This window comes from Streptomyces sp. NPDC028289, assembly GCF_055565975.1.
The window spans coordinates 63655-77710 of the sequence record NZ_JBVHTI010000014.1 but is presented as its reverse complement, the minus strand read 5'-3'; the positions used below and the strand labels follow the sequence as shown (position 1 = coordinate 77710).

General features: G+C 73.5%; 13 protein-coding genes. 6 read left to right on the top strand and 7 right to left on the bottom strand.

Annotated features, from left to right (window positions below; genetic code table 11):
• Positions 1 to 86: 86 nt before the first annotated feature.
• Both ACZ4UV_RS48180 and ACZ4UV_RS48175 read left to right on the top strand, forming a co-directional pair.
• Positions 87 to 1250 (top strand): cysteine desulfurase family protein, encoded by a 1164-nt coding sequence (locus ACZ4UV_RS48180; protein ID WP_451022443.1) that lies wholly within the window; start codon positions 87 to 89, stop codon positions 1248 to 1250.
• Between the two features lie 143 nt (positions 1251 to 1393).
• Positions 1394 to 1834 (top strand): hypothetical protein, encoded by a 441-nt coding sequence (locus ACZ4UV_RS48175; protein WP_467848259.1) that lies wholly within the window; start codon positions 1394 to 1396, stop codon positions 1832 to 1834.
• Here the strand turns inward: ACZ4UV_RS48175 and ACZ4UV_RS48170 are convergent.
• Together ACZ4UV_RS48170 and ACZ4UV_RS48165 are read right to left on the bottom strand one after the other, a co-directional pair.
• Positions 1821 to 3449, bottom strand: coding sequence for a multicopper oxidase family protein (locus ACZ4UV_RS48170; RefSeq protein ID WP_451022441.1), 1629 nt, complete (start codon positions 3447 to 3449; stop codon positions 1821 to 1823). The two genes, ACZ4UV_RS48175 and ACZ4UV_RS48170, sit on opposite strands and share 14 nt — an antisense overlap.
• A gap of 223 nt (positions 3450 to 3672) precedes the next feature.
• Positions 3673 to 4335, bottom strand: a complete 663-nt coding sequence (locus ACZ4UV_RS48165) for an N-acetylmuramoyl-L-alanine amidase (protein WP_390040634.1) — start codon at positions 4333 to 4335, stop codon at positions 3673 to 3675.
• A gap of 60 nt (positions 4336 to 4395) precedes the next feature.
• Between ACZ4UV_RS48165 and mnmA the strand changes: the two genes are divergently transcribed.
• Entirely contained in the window at positions 4396 to 5532 is a 1137-nt protein-coding gene (mnmA, locus tag ACZ4UV_RS48160) for a tRNA 2-thiouridine(34) synthase MnmA (protein ID WP_390040636.1), read from the top strand.
• Here mnmA and ACZ4UV_RS48155 read toward each other — a convergent pair.
• Entirely contained in the window at positions 5508 to 5834 is a 327-nt protein-coding gene (locus ACZ4UV_RS48155) for a DUF427 domain-containing protein (protein ID WP_388924662.1), read from the bottom strand. The two genes, mnmA and ACZ4UV_RS48155, sit on opposite strands and share 25 nt — an antisense overlap.
• A gap of 161 nt (positions 5835 to 5995) precedes the next feature.
• Here ACZ4UV_RS48155 and ACZ4UV_RS48150 point away from each other — a divergent pair, with 161 nt between their 5' ends.
• Both ACZ4UV_RS48150 and ACZ4UV_RS48145 read left to right on the top strand, forming a co-directional pair.
• Positions 5996 to 6535: an LOG family protein gene (locus ACZ4UV_RS48150; RefSeq protein ID WP_390040638.1), complete on the top strand. Its 540-nt coding sequence runs from the start codon at positions 5996 to 5998 to the stop codon at positions 6533 to 6535.
• 16 nt (positions 6536 to 6551) lie between these two features.
• Positions 6552 to 7250, top strand: a complete 699-nt coding sequence (locus ACZ4UV_RS48145) for an SDR family oxidoreductase (protein WP_390040640.1) — start codon at positions 6552 to 6554, stop codon at positions 7248 to 7250.
• 99 nt (positions 7251 to 7349) lie between these two features.
• Here ACZ4UV_RS48145 and ACZ4UV_RS48140 read toward each other — a convergent pair whose 3' ends face one another.
• From ACZ4UV_RS48140 to ACZ4UV_RS48125, 4 genes are all read right to left on the bottom strand, one after another.
• Entirely contained in the window at positions 7350 to 8573 is a 1224-nt protein-coding gene (locus ACZ4UV_RS48140) for a cytochrome P450 (RefSeq protein ID WP_390040642.1), read from the bottom strand.
• Positions 8574 to 8637: 64 nt separating this feature from the next.
• Positions 8638 to 8724: a hyalucidin A family RiPP precursor gene (locus ACZ4UV_RS48135; protein WP_466574575.1), complete on the bottom strand. Its 87-nt coding sequence runs from the start codon at positions 8722 to 8724 to the stop codon at positions 8638 to 8640.
• Between the two features lie 6 nt (positions 8725 to 8730).
• Positions 8731 to 9909 (bottom strand): cytochrome P450, encoded by a 1179-nt coding sequence (locus ACZ4UV_RS48130; protein WP_451022943.1) that lies wholly within the window; start codon positions 9907 to 9909, stop codon positions 8731 to 8733.
• Positions 9910 to 10037: 128 nt separating this feature from the next.
• Complete coding sequence (locus ACZ4UV_RS48125) at positions 10038 to 10688, bottom strand: IclR family transcriptional regulator (protein WP_390040646.1); 651 nt, start codon at positions 10686 to 10688, stop codon at positions 10038 to 10040.
• Between the two features lie 379 nt (positions 10689 to 11067).
• On the opposite strand from ACZ4UV_RS48125, the gene ACZ4UV_RS48120 reads away from it, so the two are divergent.
• The gene (locus tag ACZ4UV_RS48120) at positions 11068 to 14049 is read left to right on the top strand and encodes an AfsR/SARP family transcriptional regulator (RefSeq protein WP_467848223.1); all 2982 of its coding nucleotides are present in this window, start codon (positions 11068 to 11070) and stop codon (positions 14047 to 14049) included.
• Positions 14050 to 14056: the final 7 nt, after the last annotated feature.

The window sequence follows — 14056 nt, the reverse complement described above, 5'->3', positions numbered from 1 at the left end:
ACACCGAACCGGCACCCGCACACCGGCACAGGCCACCTACGGCGGCTGGGCGACCCTTACCCCGCCCCCCGTAGAATCGACCCACCATGGCCTACCTCGACCACGCAGCCACGACCCCGATGCTCCCGGAAGCGGTGGAAGCACTCACCGCCGCCCTCCGCGTCAGCGGCAACGCGTCCTCCCTGCACGCCTCCGGCCGCAAGGCCCGCCGCACGGTCGAGGAATCCAGGGAGACCCTCGCGGAAGCGCTCGGCGCCCGCCCCAGCGAGGTCGTCTTCACCTCCGGCGGCACCGAGGCCGACAACCTCGCGGTCAAGGGCCTCTACTGGTCCCGCCGCGACGCCGACCCGGCCCGCACCCGGGTGCTCGCCAGCCCCGTCGAACACCACGCGGTCCTGGATGCCGTCCACTGGCTCGGCGAACACGAGGGCGCGACGGTGGAGTACCTCCCCGTCGACACCTACGGCCGGGTCCACCCCGAGGCGCTGCGCGAGGCGATCGAGCGCAACCCGGACGACGTGGCCCTCGCCACCGTCATGTGGGCCAACAACGAGATCGGCACGGTCCTGCCGGTCCGCGAACTAGCCGCCGTGACCAACGAGTTCGGCATCCCGCTGCACGCCGACGCGGTCCAGGCCTTCGGCCAGGTGCCGGTGGACTTCGGCTCCTCCGGCCTCGCCGCGATGACCGTCTCCGGCCACAAGGTCGGCGGCCCGTACGGCATCGGTGCCCTGCTCCTCGGCCGTGAGCACACCCCCGTGCCGGTCCTGCACGGCGGCGGCCAGGAGCGGCACGTCCGCTCCGGCACCCTCGACGTCCCGGCGATCGCCTCGTTCGCGGTGGCGGGGCGGCTCGCCGCCGAGCGCCGCGAGTGGTTCACCCGGGAGATCGGCGCCCTGCGCGACGCGCTGATCGACGCCGTCCGTACGGCCGTACCGAACGCGATCCTGGGCGGCGACCCGGTGGACCGCCTGCCCGCCAACGCGCACTTCACCTTCCCCGGCTGCGAGGGCGACTCGCTGCTCCTGCTGCTGGACGCCCAGGGCATCGAGTGCTCGACGGGCTCCGCGTGCACCGCCGGCGTCGCCCAGCCGAGCCATGTCCTGCTGGCCACCGGCACCGACCCGGACCTGGCCCGCGGCACCCTGCGCTTCTCGCTCGGCCACACCTCCACCCAGGCCGACGTCGAGGCGGTCGCGAAGGCGATCGGACCGGCGGTGGAGCGGGCGCGGGCCGCCGGACTGTCGTAGCGGACGGCTCCCGGCAGCCCTCCCCGACACGCGGAATTGGTCCCAACTGCGGTCCATAATGCGCAACGTGACGGGTTCTTTCCCAGCGACCCCACAGTGCGCGGCCATGGCTGACCTCAGCTCGGTCCGTAGGTTCTGCTGACATGACAGACAACGCCTCTGCCTCCGGGCAGACCCCCGAGCCCCTTTCCTCCGACGACTCCGCCACCGAGGCAGGCGGCCGCCACCGGATGGACAACACCATGAAACGGCGGCGCGTGCTGATCGGCGGCGCCACCATGGCCGCGGCCGGCGGGCTGATGGCCGCGGGCCTCGCCTCCGCCGACACGACCACCTCGGAGACCGGCTCCGACCCCTCCACCACCGCCACCGGCGACGCCTCCTCCGGCGTCTGCAGCCTCCCCGCCGAGGTCACCGAGGGCCCCTACTCGCTCACGGGTGCGCTGGTGCGCGAGGACGTCCACGAGGACAAGGAGGGTGTCGAGGTCCAGTACACCTTCACCGACGCGAACGGCTGCCGCCGGCACTTCCACTGCCGGCGGCAGCCTGCTCAGGAGGCCCGGGCGGCGGCTAGCTGTCCGTGACCATGAGGGACGCCATCATGCCCTCGTCCTCGTGCTGCAGCAGATGGCAGTGGAGCATGTACATGTACGTGTCGTCGGAGAAGTCCGTGAACTCCATGGCGATCTCGATGGAGCCGCCGCCGACCACCTCGTAGGTGTCGTACCAGCCGAGCTGGACGCCGGTCGGATCCGCTCCGTTGATGGAGATCAACTGGTAGGGCACGTCGTGCAGATGGAACGAGTGCTCCAGCTGTGTGCTGTTCTTGATCGTCCAGATCTCCTTGGACCCCAGCGTGGTGCTGATCATGGCCATCGAGGACATGCTCGTCCCCGCGGAGCCGTTGATCAGCATGGTGCCGCCGTTGTTGCCGAGGGTGATCGTGCGGGCGGTGAAGTCACTGGTGTCGTACCGGTCGATGGTCCGCAGCGAGGTGGGCAGGTCGTCCGGCGAGTCGGTGCCGCTCGCGGTGACGGCCAGGAAGTCGTACGTGCCGCTGCCGCCGCGGATCCAGCCGGTGGTGATGACCGCCTGGAGGGTGACGTCGTCCGACATATCCATGACCATCTCGGCGCGGGCGCCGGCCACCAGCCGGATCGTGGTCACGTCCGCCGCCTCGGCCAGGTAGCCCTGGTCGCTGGCGATCTGCGTCATCGTGCCGCCGTCGCTGCGCTGGATGACGATGATGTCCGACGGCGAGGCGTTGAGCAGCCGGAACCGGGTCCGGGTCTTGGTCGCGGTGAAGGTGAGGGTGGTGTCGTCGACGTTGGTGCCGTTGACCAGCAGCGGGAACTGCGTGGCGGCCAGATAGCCGGTGACGTCGTACTTGATGTCGCCGGCGTCGTCCACGGCCAGGGACTGGAAGATCAGCGGGATGTCGTCCGTGCCGTAGGTGGTGGGCAGCGCGGCGCTGGTGGTGTTGTCGCTGTCGTCGACGATGATCATGCCGGCCAGGCCGTGCACCGCCTGCTTCGCCGTGGTACCCAGCGCGTGCGGGTGGTACCAGAGCGTCATCGGCTCGTCCTTGACCGTGAAGGTCGGCGACCAGGTGTCCCCGTCGGAGAACGCGACCTGGGGACCGCCGTCCATCTTGGCCGGGACGTGCGCGCCGTGGAAGTGGACCGTGGTGTCCTCGCCCAGGCTGTTGGTGATGTTGAGGACGTTGACGTTGCCCTTGGTCCACTTCATGGTGGGGCCGAGGAACGACTGGTTGTAGCCGGCGGTGGTGCTGGTGACGCCGCTGAGCACCTCGGCGCTGCCGGTCTTCGCCTCCAGGGTGAAGGTGGTGGTGCTGTCGGAGGTGGTGCCCTCCAGGAGGTCGGGGATGCTCAGGGTGGCGGTGTTGGTCGCCGCGCCCGCCTTGTTGCCGTTCGCGTCGGTCAGGAGGGCGAAGGTGGAACCGGCCGCGGCGACGGCGCCCAGACCGACGCCGGCCATGCCGCCGAGGAACTTCCGCCGGTGAACTCCCTTACCGCGCTTGGCCGTCCCCTCCCTGGAGTGCTCGGCGTCCGTGACGCGCTCCGCCTTCGAGTGCTCCGCCTTGGCGGGCTGCGTGCCCCTGGCGCGCCGGCGCCTGCCGCCGGTGACCTGCTCTTCGTTCCTGTCCGCCCCGGAGGCGGGATCTGTGGTGTGGGTCATGGCCCCGGATGTTTGACCTGGGGACTGTGTGAAATCTGAGGCGAAGTTAGGAGCGAACCCGCCGGACTGTGAGGCGGCCGTGAACGCTGGTAATGCTTAACTCCCTTGAAAAAGGGCCGAGTTGAGCAGCCGCAGCTGGCGCCACGGGTGCGGGACGCAACGGACACAGGCCGCGTGCAGCACAGGCACAGGGTAACGATTGAGTCACAGGTGGAACCGGGGGTCAGGCCTGTCCGACGCGCCGAACAAGCCCCATGTAGCGATCCCAGTCCCAGTGCTTTCCCGGGTCGGTGTGATCCGTCCCCGGCACCTCCACGTGCCCGATCACGTGCTCGCGGTCCACGGCCATGCCGTACCGCCGGCATATCGCGGCCGTCAGCCGCGCCGAGGCCGCGTACATCGCGTCCGTGAAGTCCTCCGGGCGGTCCACGAACCCCTCGTGCTCGATCCCGACGCTGCGCTCGTTGTACGACCTGTTCCCCGCGTGGAACGCCACGTCCAGCTCGCGGACCAGCTGGGTGATCCGCCCGTCCTTGCGCACGATGTAGTGCGCCGCCGCCTGGTGCGCCGGATCCTGGAAGGCCTGCACCGCGCTCGCGTAGCCGCCCTGGGTGACGTGGACGACCACCCGGTCGACCGGGTAGTCGGACGGCCGGTCCGCCGTCCGGTAGTTCGCCGGGGACGCCGCCACCCAGCGAGCCCCCTTGAAGTCCACCGCGCCCGCCACCCGCGCCTTGCGCACCCCCGGCAGCCGCCAGTACAGCCGCGCCAGCTCGTCCCTGGTCAGCGCCACCGTGCCCGCGGCCGCGGCCGCCCCGCCGACCAGCAGCGCCCGCCGCCCGAGCCTGCGGTCACCGTCACCCGCCACTGCCTGATTCGCCCCCATGCGATCCCCAACGGATACTCGCGCGCCCCGGTTCCCGCGCCCCCGTACCCTGGAGGGGCTATGACTGACACCCCGCAGCGCACCCGCCCCCTCCGCGTCCTCGCCGCCATGTCGGGCGGCGTGGACTCCGCCGTCGCCGCCGCCCGCGCGGCCGAGGCCGGCCACGACGTCACCGGCGTCCACCTCGCGCTCTCCGCGAACCCGCAATCCTTCCGCACGGGCGCCCGGGGCTGTTGCACCATCGAGGACTCCCGCGACGCCCGCCGCGCCGCCGACGTCATCGGCATCCCGTTCTACGTCTGGGACCTCGCCGACCGCTTCCGCGAGGACGTCGTCGAGGACTTCGTCGCCGAGTACGAGGCCGGCCGCACCCCCAACCCGTGCCTGCGCTGCAACGAGAAGATCAAGTTCGCGGCCCTGCTGGACAAGGCCCTCGCGCTCGGCTTCGACGCCGTCTGCACCGGCCACTACGCGAAGATCGTGACGCTCCCCGACGGCTCCCGCGAGCTGCACCGCGCCTCCGACATGGCGAAGGACCAGTCGTACGTGCTCGGCGTCCTGGACGAGCGGCAGCTCGCCCACGCCCTCTTCCCGCTCGGCGACACCCTCACCACCAAGGACGAGATCCGCGCCGAGGCCGAGCGCCGGGGCCTCGCGGTCGCCAAGAAGCCCGACTCGCACGACATCTGTTTCATCGCCGACGGCGACACCCAGGGCTTCCTCGCGAAGCGCCTCGGCAAGGCCGAGGGCGACATCGTCGACGAGTCCGGCACCAAGGTCGGCACCCACGAGGGCGCCTACGGCTTCACCATCGGCCAGCGCAAGGGCCTGCGCATCGGCCACCCCGCCGCCGACGGCAAGCCCCGCTACGTCCTCGACATCTCGCCGGTGGACAACACGGTGACGGTCGGCCCGGCCGCCGCCCTCGACGTCACCGGCCTCACCGCGATCAAGCCCCGCTGGTGCGGCACCGCCCCCACCGCCCCCGGCGTCTACACCGCCCAGCTCCGCGCCCACGGCGGCGAGACCGAGGTGAGCGCCGAGCTGGTCGCCGGCGAACTGCACGTCACGTTCACCGAACCGGTCCGCGGCGTCGCCCCCGGCCAGGCGATCGTCCTGTACGACGACACCCGCGTCGTCGGCTCGGCGACGATCGCCTCTACGGTCCGGCGTCAGCCGGTGACGTCGACCTCGTAGAAGCAGAGGTGGTCCTTGATCTGGGCGACATCCGCCTTCGGCTCGGGATACGCCCAGACCAGGTCCGGCGCGTCCGGCAGGGACCAGTAGGACGCGGTCCCCTTGAAGGGGCAGACGGTGTGCGTCTCGGAGGGCGTGAGGAGGTCCAGACGGACGTCCTCGGCGGGGATGTAGTAACGCACGGGCGACCCGGTCTCACGCAGCACGAGAGGCCGATCGCTCTCGGCGAGGACGAGGTCCCCGTGCGTGACACGGACGTGCTGCTGGGACTGCTCAATGGTGATCGTGTGTCCAGAGGCCATGTAAGGGTGACGCCGACGGAGGCTCACTTGTTCCCGCCGATGCGCCAGCGCCCTGCTTTTGGGGGCGCTGGGGGTACCCCCGGCCGAAGGCTGGGGGAGGAACTGCGCGACCAGCCCCCACGCACCCGCACCCGCCACACCACGGGTCCTACCCTGACCCCATGCGAATCTGCGTCTTCCTCTCCGCCGCCGACCTGGACGACCGCTACACCCGCCCCGCCCGCGACTTCGCGAAACTCATCGGCAAGGCCGGCCACTCCCTGGTCTGGGGAGGCTCCAACGTCGGCCTCATGAAGGTCGTCGCCGACGGCGTCCAGGAAGCCGGCGGCAAGCTGATCGGCGTCTCCGTCGGCTTCCTTGCCAACAAGGCCCGCCCCGGCGCCGACGAGATGGTCGTCGCCGCCGACCTCGCCGAGCGCAAGCGACTGCTCCTGGAGAAGGCCGACGCCGTGGTCATCATGGTCGGTGGCACCGGCACCCTCGACGAGGCCACCGAGATCCTGGAGCTGAAGAAGCACGGCCGCACCGACAAGCCCGTCGTCCTGCTCAACACCGCCGGCTTCTACGACGGCCTGAAGGAACAGTTCCACCGCATGGAGGCGGAGGGCTTCCTGCCCCGCCCCCTGGCGGAGCTGATGTTCTTCGCCGAGGAACCCGCCGAGGCGCTCGCGTACCTGGAGACGGGCCGCAGCACCGGCTGATGCGAGCATGGCCCCCATGGCAACTCATGTGATCACCGGCGCCGGTTCCGGCATCGGCGCCGCGGTGGCCCGCCGCCTGCACGCGCGCGGGGACGACGTCGTACTGCACGCGCGCGACGCGGGCCGCGCGAAGGAACTGGCCGCCGGGTTCCCCGGCGCCCGCACCCTGGTCGGCGACCTGGCGGACCCGGACAAGCTCTCCTGGGCCTTCTCCCACCAGACCCTCCCGGACCGGGTGGACTCGCTGCTGCACATCGCCGGCGTCGTCGACCTGGGCGAGGTCGGCGAGCTGACCCCGAAGTCCTGGCGCCACCAGCTCAACGTCAACCTGATCGCACCGGCCGAGCTGACCCGGCACTTCCTGCCCCAGCTCCGCGCCGCCCGCGGCCACGTGCTGTTCGTGAACTCCGGCGCGGGACTCAACGCGCACGCGGGCTGGTCGGCGTACGCGGCCTCCAAGCACGGCCTGAAGGCCCTGGCCGACTCCGTCCGCGCCGAGGAACACGGCAACGGCGTCCGCGTCACCTCGGTCTACCCGGGCCGCACGGCGAGCCCGATGCAGGCCAAGGTCCACCAGCAGGAGGGCAAGGAGTACGACCCGGCGCGCTGGATCGACCCGGAGTCGGTGGCGACCACGATCCTGGCCGCCCTGGACCTGCCGAGGGACGCGGAGATCAACGACCTCACCGTGCGCCCTGGCCCGCTTCCCGGCTGAGCCTTTTCGCAGCGCCCCAAAGGGGCGCGGGGCTGTATTCGATGTGCGGCTGCCGCCGCGTGGGCGCGACCAGCCACGACGGCGCCGCGGACGACATGCTCACCGCAGGACCAGTCGCCCCCGGAAGTTCTCCGGCACCGGCGCGAACCGGAGAGCCATGGTGATCGCCTCCGGGCGGTCCACGGTCAGCCGGTAGCGGGTGCACAGCAGGTGGCACAGGGCCATCAGCTGGACCACGGCGATGTTCGCGCCGATGCACTTCTTCGGCGCCCAGCCGAACGGCACGTAACAGCTCCGGTCGGCAGGGCCGTGCGGCGCGCCCGGCAGGAAGCGGTCCGGGTCGAAGACGTCGGGCTGCTTCCACACCCGTTCGTCACGGTGGATCAGGTGCGGGCTCAGCAGGTACCACTGCCCCGGCTCCAGCCGGGTCGTCCCCAGGTCGAACGCGAACGTGGAGCGGCGCACCAGCAGCAGCGGCGGGCTCCACATCCGCAGCACCTCCTTCACGAACCGGTGGGTGACCGGGGCCGCCCTGGTGGGTGCCGTACGGAACTCCACCGGGTCCACCGCGCCCAGCTCGGCCTCGAGCCGGCGCCGCCACTCCGGCTGCCGTACGAACTCGTACAGCACGCTCGCGGCGGCGGTGCCGGGCGGCCCGCCGATGGCGGTGAGGACGGTGGTCACCACGTCCAGGGCGCGGTCCATGCCGAGCTCCGGCAGCAGGTCCACGAACGGGTCGGCGAGGTCGGGCTCGCGCCCGCGCCGGCCCCGGGCCCGCTGCCGCAGCACCCGGCGCACCACCAGCCCGGCCCGCACCTGGACGGCGACGTGCCGCAGGTGGTGCAGGACGCCGCCCGGCGCGGGCGACACCAGTCGCGCCAGCTTCATCTCCAGGTCCCGGCGGACCAGGTCCGCCTCGCCGTCGGTGAGCCCGCCGAGCGCGACGGGCAGCAGCGACCGCAGCGCCACGTCCTGCATCAGCATGGTCAGGTCGGTGTCCTGCCCGGTCCGCGCGTCCAGCACCCGCTCCATGCGCTCGATCAGCAGGCCGTGCTGCTCCGCCGTCGCGAGCGCGTGCAGCCGGGTCATCCAGGCGGAGCGGATCCGGCTCCACCGCATCTCGGGGCTGCGCCGCCGGCGCACCATGTCGACCAGCCGGTCGTGCATCACGTACCGCTGCCAGTTGACGGCGCTGACCCTGCGGGCCGCCTCCGGCTCGAAGACCCCGAGCCGCTGGTCGTCGACCCAGAAGATCCCGTCCTCCTGGGCGCTGCGCAGCCGCATGGAACTCAGGAAGTCCTCGGGGTGCTGCGGGGTGGTCATCGTGAGCGTTCCCCTCGTGGGAGCGCGGGGAGCCGACCGGCTGTCGCCTCCCCGCGCGGGCCGGTCAGATGTGGTGGTACAGGTACCAGAACTGCCCGTAGGTGCGTCGGACGTTGAGGACCGACTTCGTCTTGAGGTACAGCGCGCGCATGCTGGTTCACCTCCTCTCGGGACAGCCGTCGGGACGGCTCAGCACCGCGGTGAACCGCGGCGGAGCCAGCGCCGGACCCACCTGGGGCCCGCCGCCGTCAGAGGTGACCGACACCCGCCAGTCACGGGTGAGGAGGCCGACCAGGTCCTCCAGCAGCCGTACGGTGACGGTCGCGCCGGCACAGGTGTGCGGACCGAGGCCGAACGGCAGGTACGCCCCGTCGGGCGTGCCCGCGGCCCAGCGCTCCGGGACGAACTCGTCGGGCCGCTCCCAGTGCCCGGGATGCCGGTGCACCAGGTAACTGCAGACCATCAGCGGGTCCCGGGGCGTGACCGGCGTGCCGTCCAGCTCCTGCGCGCGGCTCGGGGTACGGGCGAACAGCCACGCCACCGGCCACAGCCGCAGGGCCTCGCGGACGGTCCGGCCCGGGTCCGCGGCGGCCCGGTCCGGGTGCGTGCCCAGCAGCAGGACCGACCAGCCGAGCGCGAACCCGATCGAGCCGGCCACGGCGAACAGGAAGGAGAGGTAGACCTCGACGAGTTCGTCCGGATGCCCGGCCGGGCCGCTCCCGCCGACGACGACGTCGAGGAGGTCGCGCGGGCCCGCCGGGTGGTCGAGCGGCCGGGCCGCGCGCTGCCTCGCCCGTACTTCGGTGTGCAGGGCGTGCAGCGCACGGCGCCGGAACAGCAGCCGGGACGGGGCGGAGCGGCGCTGCCTGGCGCCTGCCAGCACCGAACGGGCGACGATCGCCTCCACCGTCCGGTGCAGGCGGGGCGGGGCGTCCGGGTGCAGCAGCACGTCGCGCAGGTGCTCCAGGACGAGCAGGTTGCCGGCGTCCGGCCACTCGCTGCGCGGCGCCAGCCGCCCGGCGACCAGCCCCGGCAGGTCGGCGCGCCGGGCCTGGAGATGACGCTGTATCAGGCTCCGGGCGGCGCGGCCGATCGTGATCTGTGCCGGGCGCGGTCCGAAGACGCCGTGCCGGTGGTGGTAGAAGTCGGAGGTGTCCGCGACGACGCCGTGCCGGTTTCCCATCACCGCGCGGGCCGCCTCGGGACCGGCCACGCACACGGCGCCGCCCAGCGCCGAGCGCCACACGTCCGACCCGCCCTCGAACGCGGTCGCGAACTCCGCCTTCAGCAGCGCCAGTTCGTCACCGGGCGCGGGACGTTGCGACGACGACGTCATGAGTGTCCTCCCTGAGCGGTGGCGGGGCCACGGAGCCGGTCCGCGATGCCCGACCCAGACTGCGGAGCGGGCCGCGCCCTGTCGCCCGCTGTGCCGTTGAGCGGAACGAGCGGGGCGGAAAGCCCGGGTCAGCGGCGGCCGAGCCCGGCCGTGACGGCCGACGCCGCGCGGCGGGCCGTGTCGGCGAGGCGCTCCAGGTGGTGTCCGGGGCCGGTCAGCAGGCACAGCGCCGCCACCGGGACACCGCCCGGCGCGGCCACCGGGACGGCGGCGCAGCACACCCCCTCCAGCACCTCCTCGCGGTCGTAGGCGGCCCCGGTCTCGCGGATCCGCGCGGCCTCCTGCGGCCAGGCCCGGGGCAGCGGGCCGGACGCCGCGCCGGGGCGGGCCCAGGCGGCCAGGACCTTGCCGGCCGCCGTGTACCAGGGCCAGACCGGTCGGTCCTCGGGCAGCGGGTACGGCGCGTCCGCGGGCGCCGTCGAGTCCAGGAGCAGCGTCTGACCCCGGTGCAGCACGGCGAGGGCCGCCGTCGCCCCGGTCACGGCCGTCAGCCGCCGCAGCGGCCGCCGGGCGGCCGGCCGCAGCCCCGGGTGCGGCTGCCAGCCCTGGCCCAGCCGGAACATGCCCGGTCCGATGCGGTAACGGCCCGCACTGCGCTCTACGGCACCCAGCTCCGCCAGCTGGTCGAGCAGCCGGTACGCGGTCGTCTTGGGCAGACCGCACACCTCGGCCAGCGCGGTCACCCCGGCGTCCTGCTCCTGCTGCACGGCGTGCAGCAACGCGAAGGCTCCTTCCAGAACCCCGCGCCCGGCCGCACCGGACAAGGGCCCGTCGGGTCCGGCCGGGGACGCCATCCCCGGTGGCCTGGTCCGTGGCGGTGCCGGGGCGGTCGCGGTCGCCCTCTCCGATCGGTGCACGTGTCTACCCCCGTGGTCACGTGTGAGCCCCGTCCGGTGCCGGACCGGGGTGCGGTGGCGGGTGCGACACGCCGACGAACCGGCGCGGCACCGCCCGGACCAGGGTGGGTTGCGCGCATGGGCTGATTCTTTGCCGAAAGGTTGTCGCCCAGCCCAGGGATGTGAGGAGACTGTGAAACCGGGGCGGACGGGGGTGGGCCCAATGCTGCGGTTGTGTCTGTCGGGACCGGTGGAAGTGCTCGTGCGCGAGGCGCCGGTCGATCTCGGTCCGCCCCAACGCCGGGCGGTGCTCGCCGCGTTGGCCGTGGACGTCGGCCGGCCCGTGCCGGTGGAGGCGCTCGTCGACCGGGTCTGGGGCGCCGATCCGCCGGAGGGCGCCCGCCGCGCCCTGTACGCGCACATCGCCCGCATCCGGCGGCTGGCGGAGCGCCTCGACGACAGCGGCGAGGGACGATTACCGGTGCTGCGCCGCGCCGGCGGCTACCAGCTCGACCTCGACCCCGACAGCGTGGACCTGCACCGCTTCCAGCGCCTGGCCGAGACCGCCCGCGACGACGCGCTGCCCGGCCGCACCCGTGCCGCGCAGCTGCGCGAGGCGCTCGCCCTGTGGCGCGGCGAGCCCTTCGCGGGACTGCCCGGGACCTGGCCGGCCCGGATGCGCGAGACCTGGCGGCGGCAGCGCGTGGACGCCGCCGTACGGCTGGCGGACATCGAGATCCACAGCGGTGACCCGGCCGCCGTCGTCGGCCAGTTGACGGACCTGCTCGGCGAGTACCCGCTCACGGAGCCCCTGGCGGAGGCCCTCATGCGCGCCCTGCACGCGGCCGGCGACAGCGGTGAGGCGTTGCGCTGCTACGCACAGACCCGACAACGCCTGGTGGAGGAGCTCGGCACGGAACCCGGCCGCCGCCTGTGGGAACTGCACCGGCGGATCCTCCGGGACCACCCCACGACCCCGGCCCCCGCCCGCGCACACGAGCCGCTCCCGGCCGGCGAACACCCGGCGGCCCCCGCGGCCGTAGGGCCAACCCCCGCCACTCCCGCCACTCCCGCCACCCCGGCCACTCCCGCCACTCCCATTCCCGCCACTCCCGCCGACCGGGACCCGGCCGGACCTGCCGCTGAAGAACCACGGCCCGCCCCCGCCGGACCTCGGACCACCCCCGCCGGTGACGGCACCCCGTACACCGCGCCCGCCCAACTCCCGCCGGGCGCCGCTGGTTTCACCGGCCGTGTCGACGAACTCGCCCGGCTGGACGCGCTGCTGGCGGACCTCGGACGGCATCCCGCGGCGGTCGGGGTGTCCGCCCTGTCGGGCATGGGCGGCGTCGGCAAGACCGCACTCGCCGTGCACTGGGCCCGGCAGGCGCGCCCGGCCTTCCCCGACGGGCAGTTGTACGTGAACCTGCGCGGCTACGACCCGAGCGGCACGCCCCTCCCCCCGGACCGTGCCCTGCGCGGATTCCTGGAGGCGCTCGGGGTGCCGGCCGCCCGGGTGCCGGAGTCGCCCGACGCTCAGGTCGGCCTGTACCGCAGCCTGCTGTCCGGCCGCCGGGTCCTGGTGGTCCTCGACAACGCCCGGGACGCCGACCAGGCCCGACCGCTGCTGCCCGGCGCGCCGGGCTGTCTGGCCCTGGTGACCAGCCGCGCCCCGCTGACCGGGCTCGCCGCCGCGGAGGGCGCCCGGCTGCTCGCCCTCGGCCCGCTCGGCGCCGAGGAGAGTCGCGAGCTGCTCGCCGCCCGGCTGGGCGCCGCCCGGGTGGCCGCCGAGGCCGCGGCGGTCGACGAGATCGTCGTACGGTGTGCCGGGCTGCCACTCGCCCTCGCGGTCGTCGCCGCCCGTGCCGCCGCCCGCCCCGGCGTGCCGCTGGCCGGTTCCGCCGAGGAACTGCGCACGGCCGAGCGGATCCTGGACCCCCTCGACACCGGCGACCCCGCCACCGCGGTACGGACGGTCTTCGACTGGTCGTACCGCACCCTCAGCCCGGCGGCGGCCCGGCTCTTCCGGTTCCTCGGCCTGCATCCCGGCCCCGACGCCGACCCGACCTCCCTCGCCGCGCTGGCCGGCACGTGCGTGGGGCGGGTGCGGGCGCCGGTGGCCGAACTGACCGCGGCCCACCTGCTGACCGAGGCCACCCCCGGCCGCTACACCTGCCACGACCTGCTGCGGGCCCACGCCGTCGAACTGGCCGCCGAGCACGACGACGCACGCGCGGTACGGGCCGCGAGCCGCCGCGTCCGGGACCACTACCTGCACACGGCCTACGCGGCGGACGCCCTGCTGACCCGGCGCCGCCACCCGATGACCCTCGCCCCGGCCGAACCCGGCGCGCTGCCGCGCCCGTTGGCGGACTGCGACGAGGCGCTGGCCTGGCTGATGGCCGAACAGTCCGTGCTGCTGTCGGCGGTGGAGCGCCCGGCCCCGGGCCTGGACGCCCACACCTGGCAGCTGGCGGCGACCCTGACCACGTTCCTCGAACGCCAGGGCAACTGGCAGGCCCTCACCGACGTCCACACCGCCGCCCTGCGCACGGCCGAGCACCACGAGGACCTGGCCGGCCAGGCCGCCGCCCACCGAGGCCTGGGCCTGGCCCGCTTCCAGCTGCGGGACGCGCTCGGAGCGCGGCACCACCTCACCCGTTCCCTCGGCCTCTTCCGGCGCCTGGACAACCACCCCGGCCAGGCGCGCACCTGCCAGAACCTGGCCAAGATGACCTGGGCGCACGGCGCGCCCCGGGAGGCCCTCCAGTACGCGCGCCGCTCACTCGAACACTTCCGGCTCGCGCACGACCGCGGCGGCCAGGCGGTCGCCCTCAACGACATCGGCTGGTACCTCGCCGAACTCGGCGAGCTGCGCGAGGCACTCGAGTACTGCCGGCAGGCCCTGCCGCTCGTCCAGGCGACGGGCGACCTGAGCGGCCAGGCGCACACCTGGGACAGCCTCGGCTACATCCACCGGCACCTGGGCCGCTGGACCACCGCGGTGGAGTGCTACGACCGGGCCCTCGCCCTCTTCCGCAAGACGGGCGACCTGCGCAGCGAGGCCATCGGCCTCACCTATCTCGGCGACACCCACGAGGCGGCGGGCGCGCCCGGCCCCGCGCTCGACGCCTGGCGCCGGGCCCTGGACCTCTTCGACGAACTGGGCCTGCCGGAGGCCCAGGCCCTGCGCACCAAGATCCGTACCCACACGGGAACCCACCGCACCGCCCACCGCGCATAGGCTCCTC

What these genes read in the sequence shown, in the direction of transcription:
- ACZ4UV_RS48180 (WP_451022443.1), top strand. Translation starts at nt 87, where the DNA reads ATGGCCTACCTCGACCACGCAGCCACGACCCCGATGCTCCCGGAAGCG.
- ACZ4UV_RS48175 (WP_467848259.1), top strand. Translation starts at nt 1,394, where the DNA reads ATGACAGACAACGCCTCTGCCTCCGGGCAGACCCCCGAGCCCCTTTCC.
- ACZ4UV_RS48170 (WP_451022441.1), bottom strand. Translation starts at nt 3,449, where the DNA reads ATGACCCACACCACAGATCCCGCCTCCGGGGCGGACAGGAACGAAGAG.
- ACZ4UV_RS48165 (WP_390040634.1), bottom strand. Translation starts at nt 4,335, where the DNA reads ATGGGGGCGAATCAGGCAGTGGCGGGTGACGGTGACCGCAGGCTCGGG.
- mnmA (WP_390040636.1), top strand. Translation starts at nt 4,396, where the DNA reads ATGACTGACACCCCGCAGCGCACCCGCCCCCTCCGCGTCCTCGCCGCC.
- ACZ4UV_RS48155 (WP_388924662.1), bottom strand. Translation starts at nt 5,834, where the DNA reads ATGGCCTCTGGACACACGATCACCATTGAGCAGTCCCAGCAGCACGTC.
- ACZ4UV_RS48150 (WP_390040638.1), top strand. Translation starts at nt 5,996, where the DNA reads ATGCGAATCTGCGTCTTCCTCTCCGCCGCCGACCTGGACGACCGCTAC.
- ACZ4UV_RS48145 (WP_390040640.1), top strand. Translation starts at nt 6,552, where the DNA reads ATGGCAACTCATGTGATCACCGGCGCCGGTTCCGGCATCGGCGCCGCG.
- ACZ4UV_RS48140 (WP_390040642.1), bottom strand. Translation starts at nt 8,573, where the DNA reads ATGACCACCCCGCAGCACCCCGAGGACTTCCTGAGTTCCATGCGGCTG.
- ACZ4UV_RS48135 (WP_466574575.1), bottom strand. Translation starts at nt 8,724, where the DNA reads ATGCGCGCGCTGTACCTCAAGACGAAGTCGGTCCTCAACGTCCGACGC.
- ACZ4UV_RS48130 (WP_451022943.1), bottom strand. Translation starts at nt 9,909, where the DNA reads ATGACGTCGTCGTCGCAACGTCCCGCGCCCGGTGACGAACTGGCGCTG.